Origin of the sequence: Brevundimonas sp. VNH65, from assembly GCF_049445955.1 — a bacterium.
In the GTDB taxonomy this organism is placed as follows: Bacteria; Pseudomonadota; Alphaproteobacteria; order Caulobacterales; family Caulobacteraceae; genus Brevundimonas.
Genome location: NZ_JBMSDX010000013.1, coordinates 1 through 18,616, shown reverse-complemented (window position 1 = coordinate 18,616; position 18,616 = coordinate 1). Strand labels below are relative to the sequence as shown.

General features: G+C 67.9%; 21 protein-coding genes. 10 read left to right on the top strand and 11 right to left on the bottom strand.

Annotated elements, in window-relative coordinates:
* Positions 1–16: 16 nt before the first annotated feature.
* Positions 17–493, top strand: coding sequence for an Lrp/AsnC family transcriptional regulator (locus ACO2Q1_RS15795; RefSeq protein WP_423330449.1), 477 nt, complete (start codon positions 17–19; stop codon positions 491–493).
* Between the two features lie 3 nt (positions 494–496).
* Here the strand turns inward: ACO2Q1_RS15795 and ACO2Q1_RS15790 are convergent, their stop codons facing one another.
* Entirely contained in the window at positions 497–976 is a 480-nt protein-coding gene (locus ACO2Q1_RS15790) for an SRPBCC family protein (RefSeq protein ID WP_423330448.1), read from the bottom strand.
* Positions 977–1,023: 47 nt separating this feature from the next.
* Here ACO2Q1_RS15790 and ACO2Q1_RS15785 point away from each other — a divergent pair, with 47 nt between their 5' ends.
* Positions 1,024–1,353, top strand: a complete 330-nt coding sequence (locus ACO2Q1_RS15785; protein ID WP_423330447.1) for an ArsR/SmtB family transcription factor — start codon at positions 1,024–1,026, stop codon at positions 1,351–1,353.
* Positions 1,354–1,359: 6 nt separating this feature from the next.
* On the opposite strand, the gene ACO2Q1_RS15780 is transcribed toward ACO2Q1_RS15785, so the two are convergent.
* The 6 genes from ACO2Q1_RS15780 to ACO2Q1_RS15755 all read right to left on the bottom strand — a co-directional run bounded on the left by ACO2Q1_RS15780 (position 1,360) and on the right by ACO2Q1_RS15755 (position 7,632).
* Positions 1,360–2,814: an NAD-dependent succinate-semialdehyde dehydrogenase gene (locus ACO2Q1_RS15780; RefSeq protein WP_423330446.1), complete on the bottom strand. Its 1,455-nt coding sequence runs from the start codon at positions 2,812–2,814 to the stop codon at positions 1,360–1,362.
* 82 nt (positions 2,815–2,896) lie between these two features.
* A complete protein-coding gene (locus tag ACO2Q1_RS15775; protein WP_423330445.1) occupies positions 2,897–4,588 on the bottom strand; it encodes an MFS transporter in 1,692 nt (563 codons plus the stop codon).
* A gap of 202 nt (positions 4,589–4,790) precedes the next feature.
* A complete protein-coding gene (locus ACO2Q1_RS15770; protein WP_423330444.1) occupies positions 4,791–4,928 on the bottom strand; it encodes an entericidin A/B family lipoprotein in 138 nt (45 codons plus the stop codon).
* Between the two features lie 82 nt (positions 4,929–5,010).
* Positions 5,011–6,690: a sensor histidine kinase gene (locus ACO2Q1_RS15765; RefSeq protein ID WP_423330485.1), complete on the bottom strand. Its 1,680-nt coding sequence runs from the start codon at positions 6,688–6,690 to the stop codon at positions 5,011–5,013.
* Between the two features lie 121 nt (positions 6,691–6,811).
* A complete protein-coding gene (locus ACO2Q1_RS15760; protein ID WP_423330443.1) occupies positions 6,812–7,423 on the bottom strand; it encodes a sigma-70 family RNA polymerase sigma factor in 612 nt (203 codons plus the stop codon).
* Entirely contained in the window at positions 7,423–7,632 is a 210-nt protein-coding gene (locus ACO2Q1_RS15755) for a NepR family anti-sigma factor (RefSeq protein ID WP_423330442.1), read from the bottom strand. The genes ACO2Q1_RS15760 and ACO2Q1_RS15755 overlap by 1 nt, the downstream gene beginning before the upstream one ends.
* Positions 7,633–7,870: 238 nt before the next feature.
* Here ACO2Q1_RS15755 and ACO2Q1_RS15750 point away from each other — a divergent pair, with 238 nt between their 5' ends.
* From ACO2Q1_RS15750 to ACO2Q1_RS15740, 3 genes are all read left to right on the top strand, one after another.
* On the top strand, positions 7,871–8,674 hold the full coding sequence (locus tag ACO2Q1_RS15750; protein WP_423330441.1) for a response regulator: 804 nt from the start codon (positions 7,871–7,873) through the stop codon (positions 8,672–8,674).
* A gap of 251 nt (positions 8,675–8,925) precedes the next feature.
* Positions 8,926–9,942, top strand: a complete 1,017-nt coding sequence (locus ACO2Q1_RS15745; RefSeq protein WP_423330440.1) for an NADP-dependent oxidoreductase — start codon at positions 8,926–8,928, stop codon at positions 9,940–9,942.
* Between the two features lie 26 nt (positions 9,943–9,968).
* The gene (locus ACO2Q1_RS15740) at positions 9,969–10,376 is read left to right on the top strand and encodes a MaoC family dehydratase (protein ID WP_423330439.1); all 408 of its coding nucleotides are present in this window, start codon (positions 9,969–9,971) and stop codon (positions 10,374–10,376) included.
* A 58-nt stretch (positions 10,377–10,434) separates the two neighbouring features.
* On the opposite strand, the gene ACO2Q1_RS15735 is transcribed toward ACO2Q1_RS15740, so the two are convergent.
* Positions 10,435–11,223: a SapC family protein gene (locus ACO2Q1_RS15735; RefSeq protein WP_423330438.1), complete on the bottom strand. Its 789-nt coding sequence runs from the start codon at positions 11,221–11,223 to the stop codon at positions 10,435–10,437.
* Positions 11,224–11,354: 131 nt separating this feature from the next.
* Between ACO2Q1_RS15735 and ACO2Q1_RS15730 the strand changes: the two genes are divergently transcribed.
* Entirely contained in the window at positions 11,355–11,849 is a 495-nt protein-coding gene (locus tag ACO2Q1_RS15730; protein ID WP_423330437.1) for a Fur family transcriptional regulator, read from the top strand.
* Positions 11,850–11,915: 66 nt separating this feature from the next.
* The gene (locus ACO2Q1_RS15725) at positions 11,916–12,737 is read left to right on the top strand and encodes an alpha/beta fold hydrolase (protein WP_423330436.1); all 822 of its coding nucleotides are present in this window, start codon (positions 11,916–11,918) and stop codon (positions 12,735–12,737) included.
* Between the two features lie 18 nt (positions 12,738–12,755).
* Here the strand turns inward: ACO2Q1_RS15725 and ACO2Q1_RS15720 are convergent, their stop codons facing one another.
* Both ACO2Q1_RS15720 and ACO2Q1_RS15715 read right to left on the bottom strand, forming a co-directional pair.
* Positions 12,756–13,451, bottom strand: a complete 696-nt coding sequence (locus ACO2Q1_RS15720; RefSeq protein WP_423330435.1) for a MarR family winged helix-turn-helix transcriptional regulator — start codon at positions 13,449–13,451, stop codon at positions 12,756–12,758.
* Positions 13,452–13,540: 89 nt separating this feature from the next.
* Positions 13,541–14,161: an SCO family protein gene (locus ACO2Q1_RS15715; protein WP_423330434.1), complete on the bottom strand. Its 621-nt coding sequence runs from the start codon at positions 14,159–14,161 to the stop codon at positions 13,541–13,543.
* Positions 14,162–14,285: 124 nt separating this feature from the next.
* Here ACO2Q1_RS15715 and ACO2Q1_RS15710 point away from each other — a divergent pair, with 124 nt between their 5' ends.
* Positions 14,286–15,785 (top strand): ActS/PrrB/RegB family redox-sensitive histidine kinase, encoded by a 1,500-nt coding sequence (locus tag ACO2Q1_RS15710; RefSeq protein WP_423330433.1) that lies wholly within the window; start codon positions 14,286–14,288, stop codon positions 15,783–15,785.
* A gap of 31 nt (positions 15,786–15,816) precedes the next feature.
* Positions 15,817–16,386: an ActR/PrrA/RegA family redox response regulator transcription factor gene (locus tag ACO2Q1_RS15705; protein ID WP_423330432.1), complete on the top strand. Its 570-nt coding sequence runs from the start codon at positions 15,817–15,819 to the stop codon at positions 16,384–16,386.
* Positions 16,387–16,401: 15 nt separating this feature from the next.
* On the opposite strand, the gene mmcB is transcribed toward ACO2Q1_RS15705, so the two are convergent.
* Positions 16,402–16,848, bottom strand: coding sequence for a DNA repair putative endonuclease MmcB (gene mmcB / locus ACO2Q1_RS15700; RefSeq protein ID WP_423330431.1), 447 nt, complete (start codon positions 16,846–16,848; stop codon positions 16,402–16,404).
* Positions 16,849–17,382: 534 nt separating this feature from the next.
* Here mmcB and ACO2Q1_RS15695 point away from each other — a divergent pair.
* Positions 17,383–18,198, top strand: coding sequence for a DUF3800 domain-containing protein (locus tag ACO2Q1_RS15695; protein ID WP_423330484.1), 816 nt, complete (start codon positions 17,383–17,385; stop codon positions 18,196–18,198).
* Positions 18,199–18,616: the final 418 nt, after the last annotated feature.

Genomic DNA, 18,616 nt, shown 5'->3' with positions numbered 1-18,616 from the left:
TGCGTCAGGTTTGCCCATGAAGACCGTTTCCGCCGTTCAGCTCGACATCACCGACCGGAAGATGCTTCGCGCTCTTCAGGGTGACGGCCGGATGTCGAACGCGGACCTGGCCCGCACGGTCAATCTGTCGGAAAGCGCCTGTCTGCGCCGGTTGCGCGCCCTGGAGCAGACCGGGGTCATCAGCCGCTATGCCGCCATCATAAACGAGCGGGCCGTGGGCCTGCCGATCAGCGTCTTCGTCACCGTCACCCTGTCCAGCCAGGCCGAGAGCGCCCTCACCGCCTTCGAGACCGCCATCGCCACCGTGCCCGAGGTGGTGGAATGCTATCTGATGACCGGCGGCTCGGACTATCTGCTGCGGCTGGTGGTGCGGGACGTCGATGATCTGGAGCGGGTCCACTCGCGCGAACTGACCCGCATCCCCGGGGTGACGCGGGTGTCGTCCAGCGTGGCCATGCGGACGGTGGTGAAGCGTGGGGCGTTGCCGGTCTAGGCCTCAGACGTACATGCCTTCGGCCAGGTTGAGGCCATGCTCGACCCAGGCCTTCATGGCTGCGAGCATCTGGGACCAGCCCATGCAGTTGCCGAAGGCGGCCTTCAGCCCGGTCTCCGTCTCACGCCAGCCGCTCTCCTCGATCGTGACCAGGGTGCGGCTGTCGCCGTCCAGTGGCTCGAAGGTCATGACCACCGTGGTCATGTAGGCGGCGCCCGCCGTGGCTGCGCCGTCTTGCGGTGGGCCGTCGTTGGCTTCCCACTCGAGCACGATGCGTCGGTCGGTCTCGACTTCCACCACCTTCACCGGAAAGGCGCCGGGGAAGTCAGCGAACTCCCACTGGACGGTGGCGCCCGTCTCCAGTCGGCCGACGGCGCCGCCGGTGGTGAAATAGCCCGACAGTTTCGCCGGATCGGCCACGGCCTCGAAGACCTCATGCACCGGGCGGGCGACGCGGGCGGACACCTTGAACTTGAGTTCCATCGGTCAGGGCTCCTTGTTCGGGCCGCATAATGTTATAATCTTATAACATGTCAAGCGAGGCTAATCAGGACCGGGTGTTCAAGGCCCTGTCGGCGGGAGTGCGCCGCGCCATGCTTGACGCCTTGAAGGATGCGCCGAAGACCACCGGCGCCCTGTGCGCGCAGTTTCAGCCGCTGGATCGGTGCACGGTCATGCAGCATCTGAAGGTGCTGGAGGGCGCCGCCCTGATCATCGTCCAGCGCCAGGGACGGGAGCGGTGGAACCATCTGAATCCGCTGCCGATCAAGCACATCCACGACCGCTGGATCGGTCCGCACGCGGCGCGGGCGGTCGGCCTGCTGGACCGGCTGAAGACCGATCTGGAGACGGCGGATTGACGCTCTCTACTTCAGGGCCAGGGTCACCTGTTTGACATCGACATATTCGTCGATGCCGTGGATCGAGCCCTCGCGGCCGTAGCCGGACGACTTGACGCCGCCGAAGGGAGCGACGGCCGTGGAGATCAGGCCGGTGTTGACGCCGATCATCCCGGCCTCGATGTGGCGGCCGATCCGCATGGCGCGGTCGAGGTCGCGGGTGAACAGATAGGAAGCCAGGCCGAACTCGCTGTCGTTGGCCTTGTCCATGACCTCGGCCTCGGTTTCGAACGGGAAGACGGGGATCAGGGGTCCGAAGGTCTCCTCGCGCCGGAACAGTTCATCGTCGCCGCCCAGGGTCACCGTCGGCTGGAAGAAACGGCCGCCGAGATCATGGCGCGCCCCGCCGGTCAGGATGCGGCCGCCCGAGGCCTGGACCTTCTGCAGATGGTCCTCGACCTTGGCGATGGCCTTGTCCTCGATCAGGGGGCCGACCTTGACGCCGGGTTCGAAGGCCGGGCCGACTGGTATCTTCGCCACCTCGGCGGCCAGTCGGGTCGCATAGGCCTCGGCGACCGAAGCCTCGACATAGACGCGGTTGGGGCAGACGCAGGTCTGGCCCGAGTTGCGGAACTTGCCCTTGATGGTCTCGGCCACGGCCAGGTCGAGGTCGGCGTCGGCGAAGACGATCAGGGGAGCCGCCCCGCCCAGCTCCATCGACACCCGCTTCAACGTCCCCGCCGACTGTTCGGCCAGCAACCGCCCGATCGGGGTCGAGCCGGTGAAGGACAGTTTGCGGATCAGGGGCGAGGCGGTCAGGACGCCGCCGATGGTGGCCGCATCGCCGGTGATGACGCTCAGCGCCCCTCTGGGCAGGCCCGCCTGATAGGCCAGTTCGGCCAGGGCGATGGCGGTGAAGGGGGTCTGGCTGGCCGGCTTGACCACGGCGGTGCAGCCGGCGGCGAAGGCAGGGCCGAGTTTCCTGGTCAGCATGGCCGCCGGGAAGTTCCACGGGGTGATGAGGGCGCAGGGACCGACCGCCTGTCTGAAGGTCAGGATGACATGGCCCAGCGGACTGTCCTGGGTCTCGCCGATCAGCCGCTCGGCCTCGCCCGCGAACCATTTCAGGAAACTGTTGGCGTAGGCGACCTCGCCCTTGGCCTCCTCGAACGGCTTGCCGTTCTCCAGCGCCATCAGGGCGCCGAGCCCCTCGGTGTTGTCGTCGATCAGACGCGCCCATTCGCGCAGGAAGGCGGCGCGCCGGTGCGGGTCGGAGCGTGACCAGTCGGGAAAGGCGTCGTGAGCGGCCCGCACCGCGCGCTCGGTCTCGGCGGCGCCGAGGTCGGGGACGTGGCCGATCACCTCGCCGGTCGCGGGATCGTCCACGGCGATCCGGGCGCCGGAGGCCGGAACGGCCTCGCCCGCGATCAGGGCGTGTTCCTTCAGCAGCTTCAGTCCGGCGTCACGGGCGGCGGTGTTCATCGGGTCGTCCTCGGCGAGCGGTCAGCCAAGGCATAACGCCCTGACGCCGCGTCAGGTCACGCAAAAAGACGTCAGGCGAGGATCAGGCGTCCTCGCCGATCGCATCCAGATTCCGTCCCTTCGTTTCCGGCAGAAAGATCAGGGCCGCGATGGCCGCCACGCCGGTGAAGGCGACAGCGTACCAGAGGCCGAAATAGATGTTCCCGGACCAGGCCACGAGGGCGAAGGAGGCGGCGGGGAGCAGCCCCCCGACCCAGCCCGTGCCGATGTTGTAGGGCAGGCTCATCGCCGTATACCGCACCCGCGTCGGAAAGAGCTCGACAAGGGCTGCGGCCTGCGGGCCGTAGAGGGCGGTCGCGGCGATGATGAAGATCATCAGGACGCCGAACGTCGCCCACCAGTTCAGACGTGCGGGATCCGCCTTTTCCGGATAGCCCGCCGCGACAAGCGCCGCCTTGAGCCGTGTCTCGACGCCTGTCCGCGCCGCCTTCAGCTCGGCGGGAGCCAGGCCCGCGCCTTCGACGGATGCGACTTCGGTGGATCCGATGCGGACCAGGGCGATGGAGCCGGGCTCGGCCGCCCGGTTCTCATAGCTGACGCCTGCGTTGGACAGCACCGACTTGGCGATGTCGCAGGAGGAGGCGAAGGCGGCCTTGCCGACCGGATCGAACTGCACCGCACAAGCCGAGGGATCGGCGATCACCACGACGGGCGCCCGCGCCTGCGCCTCGGCCAGGGCCGGGTTGGCGGCGCGGGTCAGGGCCTGAAAGCCGGGGAAGAAGGCGATCAGCGCCAGCACCATGCCGCCGACCATGACCGACTTGCGCCCGACCCGGTCCGACAACCAGCCGAAGAAGACGTAGAAGCCGGCCGAGGCGACGGTGATGGCCAGGATCAACTGGTCGACCGTGCCGACATCGACCTTCAGCACCCGCTCCATGAAGAAGCGGGTGTAGAAATAGCCCGCGTACCAGACGGCGCCCTGGGCGAACATGATGCAGACCAGGGCGATCAGAACGAACCGGCCGTTCTTCCAGGTCAGGAAGGCCTCGCGGAAGGGCGCGCGTCGGCCGGCGCCTTCCGCCTCCATCCGCTTGAAGGCCGGGCTCTCGTGCAGCTTGAGCCGGATCCACAGCGAGATGGCCAGCAGGAAGGCCGACAGCAGGAAGGGAATGCGCCAGCCCCAGGCGTCGAACGCCTCCACGCCGACGATCGCCCGGACGCCCAGGATCACCGCCAGGGCGCCGATCAGCCCCAGCGCCGCCGTGGTGTTGATCCAGCTGGTCAGGTAGCCGCGTTGATGGTCCGGCGCATGCTCGGCGACATAGATGGCGGCGCCGCCGTACTCCCCGCCCAGGGCGAAGCCCTGCAACACCCGCATGAACAACAGCAGGATGGGGGCCAGGATGCCGATGGCGTCATAGTCGGGCAGGAGGCCGATCGCCACTGTCGCCACCCCCATGAGGATGATGGTGGACAGGAAGGTTGTCTTGCGCCCGACCCGGTCGCCGAACCAGCCGAACACAAGGGCGCCGAGGGGGCGGACCACGAAGCCGACCCCGAAGGTCAGCAGGGCCAGGATGTAGCCGGTCGCCTCTCCGACATCGGCGTAGAAGTGGCGGGCGATGATGGTGGTTAGAGACCCGAAGATGAAGAAGTCGTACCATTCGAAGGCCGTGCCGGCCGCCGAGGCCCCGACGACGGTGCGCAGCGAGGGCTCGCCCTTCGCGGGGCCGGACGCGTCCTGGCCAGACTTGTGGTTATCGATCGACATCTGTTCCCCCTGCGCGCCATGCGCGGGCCGTCTGCGCGACCCTGTCAGCGGAGCTTAGCGAGCGGCCGGCGAAGGCGAAAGCAGTCGTTTGCCGGGCGAGCGCCGGCCTCGGTGTCCAGGTGAACACGGACCTTGGACGCGGGACGCCAAAAACCCCCGCCGCGGGGCGACGGGGGTCTCCAGTGTCCGCTCGTACGGCGGATCAGTTGGCGGCGTCGTTGGCCGCGTCGGTGACGGCCTGGCCGGCGGCCTGGGTGTCGCGGCCGACGCCGGCGACGGTGTTGCAGGCGGCGGTGGTCAGGGCCAGGCCGGCGGCCAGTAGAACGAGGGTCTTGCGCATTTGAAAGGCTCCGAATGAAGTCAGACGGCGCGTGAGATGCGCCCGTGGTGCCAGAACGTCAGGCGCGTCGGCGGGTTCCCGGTCACACCCCGCCGACGAGGTCGGACGGATCGGCCGGAACCACGGCCTCGGGCGTCGCGAACGTCAGGCGGGCGATCGAGCCGCCGTCGGGCGCGGGGACGAGTTCGGCGACGCCGCGCAGCTGTTTGGCGAAGGCGCCCATGAGGGTGCGTCCGACGCCGGCCGACGCCTCGCCCTCGGCCACGCCGGGGCCGTCATCCTCGACCTCCAGGACGCTGGTGTCGCCGTCGACCCGAAACCTGACTTCCAGTCGTCCGCCGCGCTCGGCGAAGGCGTGTTTCTGGGCGTTGGACACCGCCTCCACCAGCCACAGGGCGATGGGCGCCAGCTTGTCGGGATCGATGACCAGACTGTCGGACCGCACCGAACTGGCCACCACCGGTCCGCGCGCCATGCCGGCGGAGACCAGCTGTCCCACCAGATCGTTGAGGAAGTCCCGCGCGTCGGCGTAGCGCACGTTCTCGGACTGGTACAGGGTGCGATAGATCAGGGCGAGGGCCGAAATCCGCTGCCGCGTGTCGCTGAGCGCCGCCCTGGCCCCCTCGTCAGACACCGCCCGCTGCTGCATCGACAGCATGGACGATATGATCTGCAGGTTGTTCTTCACCCGGTGATGGATCTCGCGCATCAGCGCGTCCTTTTCATCCAGGGCGTCGCGGATCGTGCGGTCGCGGGCGGTGATGTTGTCGGCCAGATCGTCCAGCGTCGCCGCCAGACGGCGGATTTCCGCCGGGGCGTGCCGGGCCTGGACCGGCCGCACATTGAACCGGCCCCGGGCGAAGATCGCCGCGATCCGTTCCAGGTAGTTCAACCAGCGGACCACGATGCGCTCGGACACCAGCATGACCGCGGCGAAGGCGGTGAACCAGGCGGCGAGCGGCATAAGGACCGCGCTGATGGGATTCAGGCGGGCCCATGACAACAGTCCCGGCGCCGGGGCCGACAGCAGCACATAGACGTCGCGCCCGGCCAGGGCCGCGCCGGCGTAGACCCGATGCTGTCCCGAGGCGTCGCCGGCTTCGAACAGGGACGACCCCTCGACACGGGCCCGCTCGACCCAGCCGCGGATGGACCCCCCGTCCTTGAGGTCAAATGCGCGAGGATCGGTGGCCGTCAGGATAACACCCTGTGCATCCGTCAGCGCTGCTTCTGAGCCGGGCGGGAGGGCCTTGTCCCCGACGTCGGGGCGCAGGCTGGACAGGGGAATGAGCGCGGTCATGGCGCCGTCGAACCGGCCGAGCGGGCGCTGAGCGCGCACGGCCACGACCAGGGCCGGTTCCGTGACGTTGGCCGAAATGGACCGCTCGACCGCCAGGTTCTCGCCGGCGCGCACACGATTGAACCAGGCGCGTGAGCGGATCACAGCGGGGTCGGCCGGAGGAAGCGAGGCCTCGCGCGAGGTGCAGACCGTGTGCCCGTCCGCCGACAGGCGGATGAGGGCGTCATAATCCTCCAACCGGGCGATCAGGGCCGACAACCGGGGCGCGCAATAGGGGCCCAGGGCGTCGGGACTCAGGGCCTCGAGCAGGACGGCGGCCCCGTCGATCCGCGCCTTGGCGGCCACCGCTGCGCGCGCGGCGGCGAGTTGCAGGTCCGACTGGCGATCCGCCGCCTGCCGCCGGAAGTCGCTCTGGGCCTGTACGACGCCCAGGAACAGGATCGGCAGCAGGGCCAGGGCCATGGCCAGGCCGAGGCGGAACCGGACGCCCTGCACACGAGCCTCATCCCGGCGGCGGCCGAACAGGGCGCGCTTGATCCGGCGCGCGAGGCCGCCGCCCGGGCGTCGCGCGGGTTCGGCCACCTCAGTCCTGCCGTGCGGCGGAGCTGAGGCGATCGGCGGCGGCGAGGATGGAGCTCATGGCGTCGCCTGCGGCGCGGCCGTCGCGACCGTAGTCACCCTGCTCCAGCAGGGCCTGCACCGCCCGTCGGGCGCGGCTGACGCGGCTTTTGACCGTACCGACGGCGCATTGGCAGATTTCGGCCGCCTCCTCATAGGCGAAGCCGCCGGCGCCGACCAGGATGAGGGCCTCGCGTTGCTCTTCCGGCAGGCTGTTCAACGCCTGGCGGAGTTCGTCGAGCGCGACCGGCGCCTCGGGGTCGTCCACGGCCACGAGGGTGCGCTCGGCCGCCTCCTGATCGAGTTGGGACATGCGCCAGGACCGCCGCTTCTCCGAATAGAACTGGTTGCGCAGGATCATGAAGGTCCAGGCCTTCATATTGGTGCCCATCTGATAGCTGGCGCGGGCGTCCCACGCCTTCATCAGGGCGTCCTGCGCCAGGTCGTCCGCCGCCGTGGGGTCGCCGGTGAGGGTGCGGGCGAAGGCGCGCATATGGGGGATCAGGACGGTCAATTCGCGCTTGAACCGGTCATCGTCTTCGGACGGCGGCTTGGGCGCCGCAGAGGTCGAACGCATCAGGCCTCGCTCTCGCCGTCGACGGACTTGGCGTCGGCGCGCCTGAGGATATCGAGGAACTCGTCCGGGATGGGTTCGTTGACCACCTCGTCGAACATGTGGCGCAGTTTCACGCCGATGGCCTGCTGACGCAGGCGTGTCTCCTCATCCGCCGGGGCGTCGGGCGTCGTCGCCTTGCGCCGGGACGTGGGGCCAGGGGAATCGATCATGGAATCTTTCAGTCGCCACCCGTTGCGCGGGGTTGAGAAACGCCGAACAGGTCGTCGCTCGCCGCCGCATTCTAAGGCCAAACAACGACGTCGCCGCCGGTCGGTTCCGAAACGGGACGCATTTTATGGCGAAGGTTGATCGTCCCGGCGGGAACCGAGACGCAAACTCCACGTTTCGCACAGGTCAGCGTCGCCGTTTCGGCGGCCGCGGACCCTATTTTGTCGGGGAAAACTAGACATGAGCCTATTGGCCAGACTCGCGCCGCACCTGCCCTATGTGCGCCGCTACGCGCGCGCCCTCACCGGAGATCAGGCGACCGGCGACAACTATGTGCGTGTCGCTCTCGAGGCCCTGGCGGCCGGAGAGATGCAGCTGTCGTCGGAGCTTACGCCTCGCGTGGCCCTGTATCAGGTGTTTCACGCCATCTGGTCGACCTCCGGCGCGCGCCTTGAGGATGCGTCGGGAGGAGAGACGCGCGCCCAAACGGGCGATCCGACCCTGCGGCTGCTGAAGATCGCGCCCCGTTCGCGCCAGGCTTTCCTGTTGACGGCGCTGGAGGGATTCACGGCCTCGGAGGCGGCGCAGATCCTGTCGGCGCCGGTCAGCGAGGTGGAGACGCTGATCGCCTCGGCGCAGGCCGAAATCGACGCCGAACTGGCGACCGACGTTCTGATCATCGAGGACGAGGCGATCATCTCGGCCGATATCGAGAGCCTGGTTCGCGACCTCGGCCATAATGTCAGCGCGACGGCGACCACCCATGATGAGGCGGTCGAGGCCGTCCAGCGGCATCGTCCCGGCCTGGTGCTGGCCGACATCCAGCTGGCCGACGGATCGTCGGGCATCGACGCGGTGAAGGACATCCTCAAGCAGTTCGACGTGCCGGTGATCTTCATCACCGCCTTCCCCGAGCGACTGCTGACCGGTGAACGTCCCGAGCCGACCTTCCTGATCACCAAACCCTTCCAGCCGGAGACGGTGAAGGCGGCGATCAGCCAGGCCCTGTTCTTCCATCCGTCGCGCCAGCGCGAGGCGGCCTGACGGAAGCGGTCGTCGCGAAATCTTCGCGCGTCACGGGAACGGTCGTCACGCGACGACGTTACCCAGATGCGGAGGCGGCGACGCCCCCGACTTGATCGGCTCCCCCGCCGATCTGTCGCCTCCGCGCCTCATTCTCGATGATGCGACTTCGGGCGGACCTCAGGGTCCGCCCTTTTTCGTGCGCTCGACAAGCCCACGACCAGTCGCCAATGTGGGTCTTCAATAAGGACCGAGCCGTCAGGGAGATGAACATGGCCGCCGTCAATCGTCAGTGGGTGCTGCGCGCCCGGCCGCAAGGCCTGATCCAGGACGGCGACCTGGAACTGGTCGAGACGGCCGTTCCCACCGCCGGGGACGGCGAAATCCTGATCCGGACCATCTATCTGTCGCTCGATCCGACCAATCGCACCTGGATGAACGATTCCGAGGGCTATCTTCCGCCCGTGGCTCTCGGCTCCGTGATGCGGGGACTGACGCTGGGCGTCGTCGAGGCCTCGAACTCGGAGCGGTTTCAGGTCGGGGATCTGGTGACCACGGCCGCAGGCGGCTGGGCCGACTACGCCGCCATTCCCGCCGTCGCGGCCAGCCGTGTGCATCGTGCCCCGGGCCTGCCGCTGACCGCCAATATGTCGGTCCTCGGCATGACCGGCATGACCGCCTATTTCGGCGTCACCGACGTGCTGAAGGCCAAGGCCGGCGAGACCCTGGTGATCTCGGCGGCCGCCGGGGCGGTGGGCTCCATCGCCGGCCAGATCGCCAAACAGCGGGGCGCCCGGGTCATCGGCATCGCCGGCGGCGCCGCCAAGTGCGCCTGGCTGACGGACCAGCTCGGGTTCGACGCCGCTATCGACTACAAGTCCGAAGACGTCGGCGAGGCCCTGGACCGGCTGGCGCCGGATGGTGTGGATCTGAACTTCGAGAATGTGGGCGGCGACATCATGTTCGCCGTGTTCAACCGGCTGAAGGTCCACGGCCGGATGGCGGTCTGTGGCCTGGTGTCGGCCTACAACGCCACGCGACGCCCGCCGTCGCCGGATTTCTCGCGTCTGATCACCCACCGGCTGCAGGTCCAGGGCTTCCTGGTCATGGACTATTCGCCGCGGGCCAAGGAAATGGTGGCGGAGATGGGGCCCTGGCTCGCCGACGGACGGGTGAAGTGGAAGGTGCATGTCGATGACGGCCTGGACGGCGCCGTGACGTCGCTCAATCGCCTGTTCACCGGCGATCACGATGGAAAGCTGCTGGTGCGCGTGTCAGAAGAACCCTGACGCCCACAACAGTTTCGGCCGGTCCCATGAGCGAACCCCTGCACGTGCATTTCGAGGACGTCGAGGTCGGCCAGGTGCTGCAACTCGGCGCCGTCGCCGTCGACGAGGCGGGTCTGGAGGCCTTCGCCGAAAGGTTCGCCCCCGGTTGGGACGTCGCCTATGGCGCGCCCGACGCCATGATCTACGCCCTGTGGTCGCGGCTGGCCGTCGAAAAGGCGGCGGGCTGGGCCCAGTCCAAGGTGCTGGCGGTGGACGGACTGCGTTACATGCGCAACCCGCCCGCAGGAGAGCTGCTGCGCGGCCGCATGACGGTGATGGGCAAGGATCCCGTCGGCGACGAAAAGGGCATCGTCATCGCCCAGCATGATCTGCTCGACGAAGGAGGGCGCCTGGTCTTTTCCTGCCTGACCCGGGCGCTGTTCAGCCGCCGCTGAAACAAAGAAAGACCCCGCCGTCGCCGGCGGGGCCTCGATTGTCGCGATTTGCTGAACCTCAGGCGTTGCCGGCCGGCGTGGCGTTGGCCCGCTGGAAGGCCAGGGCGATCAGCTTGTCCCAGCCGAGCAGCGACGTCAGATGGGCGTAGATCTGGCCCAGGGCGCCGTTGTCGCGCAGTTCGGCCAGCTTCTCGGGCGACAGGGCCTTCAGCTTGTCTTCCGAGACGGCGATGTAGTCCGCCAGCTTCTGCGGTTGTCCGGGATTGCCGTTGGCGTCGCGGGGCGTGAAGACCGCCTCACGGGTGTCGAACAGGTCCAGTTCGGTGAGCAGGGCGATGAAGGACTCGGTGCGCTGACGTTCCTGCTCGAAGTTGTTGCAGAACTCCATCGCGCTGTTGACGTAGGCCGTCGGCTGGCCGTTCTCGAACAGCGGCACCTGGCCGCCCTTGGCCAGGAAGGGGGCGGCGCGGTCGATGCACAGGATCATGCGGCCCTGTTCCTGGTCGTTGGCGAACACGAACGGATAGCGACGGGCGTAAGCCGGGATGTAGCAGTCGCCGCGCACCGCGCCCGACGGTTCGACGAAGAAGTTCTCGCCGTCGGACAGGCCCATGACCGCCACCGGCTGTTTGGCCTCGCCGACGAAGATGACCGGATAGGAAAGGGCCGCCGGGGCGAATTCGGTCACGGTCAGGGGCACGAGGTGCGACTTGCCCATGAAGGCGTAGGGCTGGTCGACCGGGTTCACGCCCAGGTCGCCGTGCTGTTCGGCCGTCACCGGCTCGGGCTGGACGTAGAACAGGACATTGCCGGTCAGGCCGGTCGGATTGGCGGTGGCGTCGGTCATGGAGCTTTGGTCTCTGAGGCGTCTCTGCGGACGGCGCGTGAAGGCGAAAGGTCGGGGTCCATAGCCGATGCCGCGCGCGGCGGCAAACGGAGCCGGTTGCGGCGACGGACCGGACCCCTTAGCTGTGGGACATGGGATCGACCTGCGGCCACGACCATCCGCCTCTTTCGCCCGGCGCCGACGCCGTCAGCCAGGCGCTGGAGGCGGCCGAGCGACGCTGCGCCGAGGACGGGGATCGCATGACCGCGCCGCGGCGCCGGGTGCTGGAGCTGCTGCTGGCGGCCGGTGAGCCGGTCAAGGCCTACGACCTGATCGCCCGCTTCGGCGAGGATGGGCAGGCGGCCAAGCCCCCGACGGTCTATCGCGCCCTGGAGTTCCTTGAACGCAAGGGCATGGCCCATCGGATCGCGTCGATCAGCGCCTATGTCGCCTGCACCGGTCCTGACGCCCATGCCCATGCGGCGGCGTTCCTGATCTGCGACTGCTGCGGGGCGACGGAGGAGGTGGCCGCGCCCCTGGGCGACGCCTTCACGCGCGCCGCCGGCGCCGCCGGATATGCGCTGGAGCGGACGACCATCGAAGGCCATGGGCGTTGCCCGGCCTGTCGGCCCGCCCAGGCCGCCTGAGCCGACCCGTCTATGGTCGAGGATGTCCGACGGCTCACGTTCGACCTGCCCGCGCGCGGAGGGCGGATGGCCGCGCTCGATCTGGGCGATCCGGATCGGCCGTTCGGCCTGATCTTCGTCCACGCCAACGGCTTCAACGCCCGCACCTATCTGGAGCTGTTGCGTCCGCTGGCGGAGGCGCACCGGATTCTCGCCCCCGACCTGCGCGGTCATGGCCGGACCGTCCTGTCGACCTCGACGGCGGCGCGGCGGGGCTGGGACGATCATGCCGAGGATCTGGCGGCCCTGCTGGATACAATCGGCGGCCCGCCGCCGATCCTGGCCGGACATTCGATGGGCGGCACCTCGGGCCTGCTGGCGGCGGCGCGACGGCCCGATCGCGTCGCGGACCTGGTCCTGCTGGATCCGGTGATCTGGAGCCGGGGCGCGGCCCTGGCCTTCCGCCTGCCTGTGCTGCGGCGGTTGCCGGAGCGCATTCCCCTGGTGACCGGGGCCCTGAGGCGTCGCAGGCGATTTGACGACCGGGATCAGGCTTTCCTCGCCTATCGCGGACGCGGCGCGTTCCGGAACTGGCCGGACGCCATGCTGGCCGACTATCTGGAGGACGGGCTGGTTGAGGACCCAGAGGGCGGTCTGACGCTGGCCTGTGCGCCCGAATGGGAGGCGTCGAACTACGCCGTGCAAGGTCATGATCCCTGGAAGGCGCTGGATCGGGTCGGCGGCCGCGTGCGCATCCTCAAGGGAGAGATCGGGTCCACCTGTCACGCCGGACCCGATTGGCGTCAGGGACGGCGGGTCGAGGTGGTCACGGACGGGACGCACTTCTTCCCGATGGTTCAGCCGGATGTCGCCCGGGCGGCTTTGGCTGACGCCCTGGCGCGCCGCTGAGGTCGGGCGGTACAGGGATCAGGCGTCGGCAGTCCCCGGCCCAGACTCCGGCCCAGAATCCGGCTCTGACTCCGGCGGAGCTGCGTCGGCGAGGGGCGCGACCTTGTCCTTCCTGGACTTTCCGGACTTGGGCTTCTTGCCGGACTCCTTGGCGGGTGCGCCGCGCCGGGCCAGTTTCTCGGCCTTTCTGGCTTCCTTGGCCGCCTTCTTGGCCGCCTTGATCTCGGCCTTGGCCAGTTCGGGCGCCGCATCCGCCGTGGCCGCCAGTTCGGACAGCAGTTCCAGGAACACCTCGCGCCGCCCCTTGGGCAGCAGGGCCAACAGGCGTTTGTCGGCCAGGGCCACGCGCGGGCGCGCCGCCTCCAGCAGGGCCAGTCCTTCAGGCGAGAGGCGTACGGCCTTGGCGCGAGCGTCGATCGTCGACCGCTCGCGGGCCAGCAGCCCCTTGGTGGTCATGCGCGACACCAGGTCAGCCAGGGTGGAGCGATCGATGCCGGTGGCGCGGACCAGATCAGTCTGGGTCAGGCCTTCGCGCGCCGCCACCGCCTCCATGACGGCGAACTGTCGCTGGGTCGGACCTTCCGGACCGGCTTCCTCGGCATAGATGTCGAGCGCCAGTTGCAGGGCGCGATGCATGAGGTGGCTGGGCGACTGCGCCAGCGGCCCTTGATGACGGGGCCGGGGGCGCTTGTCCGTCTTGCCGGTCTTGACCATTGTCCGCCCCCTCGCCCGATCGGCCGTGGGCGGAGGGTTATCAGTCCGGCTTTACGATTTGACGACAGGGATTTGACGGGATCGCGTCGTCATCCGCGCGACATGGCCCGACGAATGATCTCGGCGGAGCGGTCCGGTCCAAGGTCGTGGTTCAAGGCGGACCTGAAGCGACCGTCCGGCCCCATCAGATAGATGGTCAGGGAATGGTTCATCGTATAGCCCTCTCCTTCTCCGACCTTCTGATAGTAGGCTCGATAGGCGCGGGCGGCCTGGGCGACCTGATCCGCCGTTCCGGTCAGGCCGATGACGTTCGGCGGAAACCCGTCCGACGACAGATAGTCCTTCAGCGCCTGGGGCGTGTCGCGCGCGGGGTCGATGCTGACGAACACGATCTGCAGGTTCTCAGCCTGATCGCCCAACTGTTCACGCACTGCCGCCAGCGTGCCCAGGGTCGTGGGGCAGTAGTCAGGGCAGTAGGTGAAGCCGAAGAAGACCAGGCTCCATTTGCCGTTCAGAAGGGTCTGGTCGACCGCGCGGCCGTCCTGATCGACCAGCTGGAAATCACCGCCCACGGCGGGCTGGCCGGAAGCGACGGCGTCAGGCGCCCCGGCGGGCGCGCGCTGACCGGCGACATAGACTGTCCCTACGGCCACGACCGCCGCCAGGATCACGCAGGCGGCGGCGAACAGGAGGATCGAACGACGGGGCATGACGGCTCGCGGGCTGAAGAGGGCGACATCGGCGACGCGGACAGGGGGCGTCGGGGGGGCTATAGGGGGTCTATAGGACGGAGCGGGTCGCGGTTGAAGCGCCCCGCGAAACGACGGACCGGACGTGACGACGCAGGCGATCGAAGACACCCAAGAGGCCGGCGCGCGCGCCTGGCGCGATCTGCCGCGGCGCGGGCGGGGATTGTCGCTGCGCACCCTGATCATCCTGCGGTGGCTGGCCCTGTTCGGCCAGACGCTGACGGTCTTCATGGCCCACGACCTGCTGCATTTCCCCATGCCGCTGCTGGAATGCATGATCGCCATCGGGGTCGGGGCGGCGGTGAACCTGGTCTCGCTGTTCCAGCTTCGGCGCGCCGACAGCCATGCGCCGAACGGCCGGCTGACGGCCCTGCATCTGGGTTTCGACATTCTGCAGCTGTCGACCTTGCTGGCCCTGACCGGGGGGCTGGAGAACCCCTTCTGCATCCTGCTGGTGGCGCCGGTGACGGTGGCGGCGGCCTCCCTGCCGGGGCGGCAGGCGATCCTGCTGGGACTGATGGTGCTGCTGGCCACCGGCGTGCTGTCCTTCTGGTCCATGCCCCTGCCCTGGGTGGCGGGGACGGAGCTGGTGCTTCCGGGGCTCTATCGCCTGGGCCTCGGCATGGCGCTGGTGACCGGCGTGGTCTTCACCTCGGCCTACGCCTGGCGGGTGGCGGCGGATGCGGAGAAGCTGGAACTGGCCCTGGCCACCACCCAGGACGTGCTGCAACGCGAGCAGAGGCTGGCGGCGCTCGGCGGCCTGGCGGCGGCGGCGGCGCATGAGCTGGGCACGCCGCTGGCCACCATCCAGGTCGTGGCCAAGGAGATGCTGCGCGAGGCCAAGGCCGGCACCCCGGTGGCCGAGGATGCGGCCCTGCTGCTGCAGCAGGCCGATCGGTGCCGCGAGATCCTGACCCGCCTGTCGCAACGGCCGGAAGGCGACGACACCCTGTATCGCACCATCGGGTTGAAGGCCCTGCTGGCCGAGGTGGTCGAGCCGCATCTGGGATTCGACCTGGACATCCGGGCCGAGGTCGAGGGCGGCGACGGCGCGTTGCAGGTGCGGCGGTTGCCCGAGGTGGTCCACGGCCTGTCCGCCCTGGTCGAGAACGCCGCCGATTTCGCCAACCGCCGGGTGTCGGTCACGGCGCGGATCGACGAGCGCGGTCTGTCGGTCGAGGTGCTGGACGACGGTCCGGGCTTCGCCGCCGATATCCTGCCGCGTCTGGGCGAGCCCTATGTGACCAGTCGTCCGCACGGCAAGGCGCGGCGTGTGTTGGCGGCCCAGCTGCGGGCGGCGGCCACGGCGGCGGCCCGCCGGCCCGGTCGTCGCCCGGCCGCCGATGCGGCGCCCCTGATCCCGGTCGCGCCCAGCCAGGGCGGCATGGGGCTGGGCTTCTTCATCGCCCGCACCCTGCTGGAGCGCAGCGGCGGGCGGGTCTCGGTGGCGGGCGGCGAAGGTCCGCCGGGGCCGACGCGGGGGGCCCGGGTCACGGTGCGCTGGCCGCGCGGGGCCCTGGAGGCCGCCGGCGACGAGGCGGTCGCCCTTCTGTCCGGACTCGCGACAGATCGCCGCGAGTCTTGACCCGGGGCGCCGGGAGGGCGACTTGAAAGGCATGACCGACGTTCAGGACGCCATCGAGGCCCGCATCGCGGCCCTTCCCGACCGAAGCCTGCTGCTGCTCGACGATGACCAGGCGCTGCGCACCCGCATGGGCCGCGCCCTGGAGTCGCGCGGATTTCAGGTGACCGCCGTCGCCTCCGTCGCCGAGGCCACCGAGGCGCTGAAGTCCGGCGCCCCGGCCTTCGCCGTGCTGGACATGCGACTGGACGACGGCAATGGGCTGAAGGTGGTCGAGGCGGTGCGCGACCGGCGCGAGGACGCCCGCATCGTCATGCTGACCGGCTACGGCGCCATCGCCACGGCGGTGGCCGCGATCAAGGCCGGGGCCGTCGACTATCTGTCCAAGCCGGCCGACGCCGACGATGTGGTCAAGGCCCTGCTGGCGACCGGCGACGCGGCGCCGGAGCCGCCGGAGAATCCGATGAGCGCGGACCGTGTGCGCTGGGAGCATATCCAGCGGGTCTATGAGCTGTGCGACCACAATGTCTCGGAGACGGCGCGCCGTCTGGGCATGCACCGCCGCACCCTGCAGCGCATCCTGGCCAAGCGCGCCCCGCGCTGATCGGGGACTCGCACCTCAGTCCCGCATGCCGCGCATCGCCCCGAGGCGCGCGAAGGCGATCGTCAGGGCCTTTCGACGGGCCGGCGCCAGCGGCGTGACCGGCGCGTCGCGCAGGACGGCGCCGCCGAAGGCGTCGGCGACGATCAGGCCCGGTTCGTCAGGCAGCAGGCCCTGCGGAAACTCGGGCGCGACGGCGAAGAAGAAGGCGTCGCAATAGGGGGCGTAGTCGGGCCATTTGCGGTCGACGCGATAGTCCTCGACGCCCGACTTCACCTCGCAGATGACGAAGTCGCCCTTCGGCCCGATGGCCATGACGTCGGCGCGCCGCCCGTTGGGCAGGCAGACCTCGAGAAGGGGCGCATAGCCCATGTCCACCATCAGCCGCGCCGCGCCGCGCGTGACGGCCAGGGTGGTTTCCGGGCGCGAAAAGACCAGATCGATGGCGACGACGGCGGCGGGCATCACCGATTATGTTCCGTCTATGTTCTCACGACAAGTCCGGGGCGGATGCGAATTTGGCAAGCCCTGCGGATTCAGCGGTCCTCCGACCGCAACCGCTCATATGCCCGCCATGTGGCCGTCACCAGCGACAGCGAGGGCTCAGCCCGGCAAGTTTCCCGCACTTCCTCGACGATGCCGTCTGTGTCGGTCGAATGGCCGACGCTGAGACCGAGGCCAGAGTTCCGACCGCTCCAAAAGCCTAGGACATAAGCCCGAGCCTCCGCCTCTGAACTAGAGCGGCCAGCGAGCCATGTACCGCAACTCATTTGCCCGAAGGCGGTCCACTCGCCGCTCTGAAGGGCCAGCACCGCAGCGACGGCCAGGGCGATCATTTCTCCAGCTCCGAATCCGGCTTCGGCGCGGTCGCTACCTTCCGCACCTTATTCATCAACGGCGGCTTCATCTTCGTCGCACTCTAGCTCACGGGCTGGGTCGCGGAATTTGTCGAACTGCGTTTCGCTCGACACGTAGGTCATCTGGTTTCATCCTTTGACGATGAAATTGGCCCGAAACGGCATCGACGTCTTCTACATCGACGAGTCCAACGATCAACGGTCGTATGTGCTCGCCGCCATCACCATCCCTATGATGCGGATGGTTGAAGGCGAATGGCATATAGTTTGGCCGGATCGATTACGCATCGCCAGAGAATGGCGACGTTTGATGAACGCTGAAGTGAAGATTCCGCCATCGAAAGAGCTTCACGGAAATAAACTGATTTCTGGTCGCGGCAATTTCTACAAAGGTCTCCACAATTTCGATAGGGCCAAGGCGAGCGGCGTATACCGAAGCATCCTGAGAAACTTGGATCAGGTCCTTCCGCCAGCTTCCATAATGGTGACGTCCGCCCGGCGCGAGGCCACCGCTCTATATGGCCGAACGCGACTTGAGGCGGCGCTTTATGCCCTCATGCAAAGGATGAGAACCCAGAGCGCGAATCGACAAGTGAATGCGATGGCGTTCTTCGATCAGGGTCACCCGGAATACCGAAAGCTATACCGTCAGGCTCAGGTCTATCTTCCAACGGGTAGCCGCCAAGCTGATGGCTGGGACGAGGGCCATTCGTCCAAAAACCTCCCGCTGAGTATGTTCTTTAAGGACGCCAACGAGAAGAACTCAAAGCACTGTCATTTCACTCAGATAGCCGACTTGGTCGCTTACTCGGCGTTCCTCAAAATCAAAGCCGAACGGAACGAGTTGGAGCCTTGGCAAGAGCAATACCGGCTCGGCACACTTTGCGACGAGATACCGACTAGCCTGAGAAACACGCTGGTTAGCCCGTCTCGGGACGGTATCAAAAGGCTCGGGTGAAATAGAGACAGCCGAACATCGCTGCTCGGCTGCTCAGTCGCTTGCGCCACGGACTCAAGGTCCGCTTTGCTAAGACGCAGCCACATCATAGTGAAAGAATATATTTAGTCAAGCAATTTCAGATTGTTGGCCGGATCTCTATCTCCTTGAAATCGGACTCGTTTTTCTTTTTTGGTCGGCACCTGCCGTTAGGCGACGGATGCGGATCGGATATTAGGTTCCTAATAGGTCCGTCGCTTGCCTACGACGCCCAGAACGGCATGCATGGCTCGTTCCTGATCCTCGCAGCCTATGACGTGACCCCCTGAAACTCCTCCAGGAATAGCTAGAGTCCGCCCCTCGAAAGGACGGACAGAATGAAGCGGTCACGGTTCACGGAAGAGCAGATCATCGGGATCCTGCGGGAGCAGGAGGCCGG

Excerpts from the sequence above, each read along its gene's own strand:
- ACO2Q1_RS15795 (WP_423330449.1), top strand. The coding sequence starts at position 17 with ATGAAGACCGTTTCCGCCGTTCAGCTCGACATCACCGACCGGAAGATG.
- ACO2Q1_RS15790 (WP_423330448.1), bottom strand. The coding sequence starts at position 976 with ATGGAACTCAAGTTCAAGGTGTCCGCCCGCGTCGCCCGCCCGGTGCAT.
- ACO2Q1_RS15785 (WP_423330447.1), top strand. The coding sequence starts at position 1,024 with ATGTCAAGCGAGGCTAATCAGGACCGGGTGTTCAAGGCCCTGTCGGCG.
- ACO2Q1_RS15780 (WP_423330446.1), bottom strand. The coding sequence starts at position 2,814 with ATGAACACCGCCGCCCGTGACGCCGGACTGAAGCTGCTGAAGGAACAC.
- ACO2Q1_RS15775 (WP_423330445.1), bottom strand. The coding sequence starts at position 4,588 with ATGTCGATCGATAACCACAAGTCTGGCCAGGACGCGTCCGGCCCCGCG.
- ACO2Q1_RS15770 (WP_423330444.1), bottom strand. The coding sequence starts at position 4,928 with ATGCGCAAGACCCTCGTTCTACTGGCCGCCGGCCTGGCCCTGACCACC.
- ACO2Q1_RS15765 (WP_423330485.1), bottom strand. The coding sequence starts at position 6,690 with ATGGCCCTGGCCCTGCTGCCGATCCTGTTCCTGGGCGTCGTACAGGCC.
- ACO2Q1_RS15760 (WP_423330443.1), bottom strand. The coding sequence starts at position 7,423 with ATGCGTTCGACCTCTGCGGCGCCCAAGCCGCCGTCCGAAGACGATGAC.
- ACO2Q1_RS15755 (WP_423330442.1), bottom strand. The coding sequence starts at position 7,632 with ATGATCGATTCCCCTGGCCCCACGTCCCGGCGCAAGGCGACGACGCCC.
- ACO2Q1_RS15750 (WP_423330441.1), top strand. The coding sequence starts at position 7,871 with ATGAGCCTATTGGCCAGACTCGCGCCGCACCTGCCCTATGTGCGCCGC.
- ACO2Q1_RS15745 (WP_423330440.1), top strand. The coding sequence starts at position 8,926 with ATGGCCGCCGTCAATCGTCAGTGGGTGCTGCGCGCCCGGCCGCAAGGC.
- ACO2Q1_RS15740 (WP_423330439.1), top strand. The coding sequence starts at position 9,969 with ATGAGCGAACCCCTGCACGTGCATTTCGAGGACGTCGAGGTCGGCCAG.
- ACO2Q1_RS15735 (WP_423330438.1), bottom strand. The coding sequence starts at position 11,223 with ATGACCGACGCCACCGCCAATCCGACCGGCCTGACCGGCAATGTCCTG.
- ACO2Q1_RS15730 (WP_423330437.1), top strand. The coding sequence starts at position 11,355 with ATGGGATCGACCTGCGGCCACGACCATCCGCCTCTTTCGCCCGGCGCC.
- ACO2Q1_RS15725 (WP_423330436.1), top strand. The coding sequence starts at position 11,916 with ATGGCCGCGCTCGATCTGGGCGATCCGGATCGGCCGTTCGGCCTGATC.
- ACO2Q1_RS15720 (WP_423330435.1), bottom strand. The coding sequence starts at position 13,451 with ATGGTCAAGACCGGCAAGACGGACAAGCGCCCCCGGCCCCGTCATCAA.
- ACO2Q1_RS15715 (WP_423330434.1), bottom strand. The coding sequence starts at position 14,161 with ATGCCCCGTCGTTCGATCCTCCTGTTCGCCGCCGCCTGCGTGATCCTG.
- ACO2Q1_RS15705 (WP_423330432.1), top strand. The coding sequence starts at position 15,817 with ATGACCGACGTTCAGGACGCCATCGAGGCCCGCATCGCGGCCCTTCCC.
- mmcB (WP_423330431.1), bottom strand. The coding sequence starts at position 16,848 with ATGCCCGCCGCCGTCGTCGCCATCGATCTGGTCTTTTCGCGCCCGGAA.
- ACO2Q1_RS15695 (WP_423330484.1), top strand. The coding sequence starts at position 17,383 with ATGAAATTGGCCCGAAACGGCATCGACGTCTTCTACATCGACGAGTCC.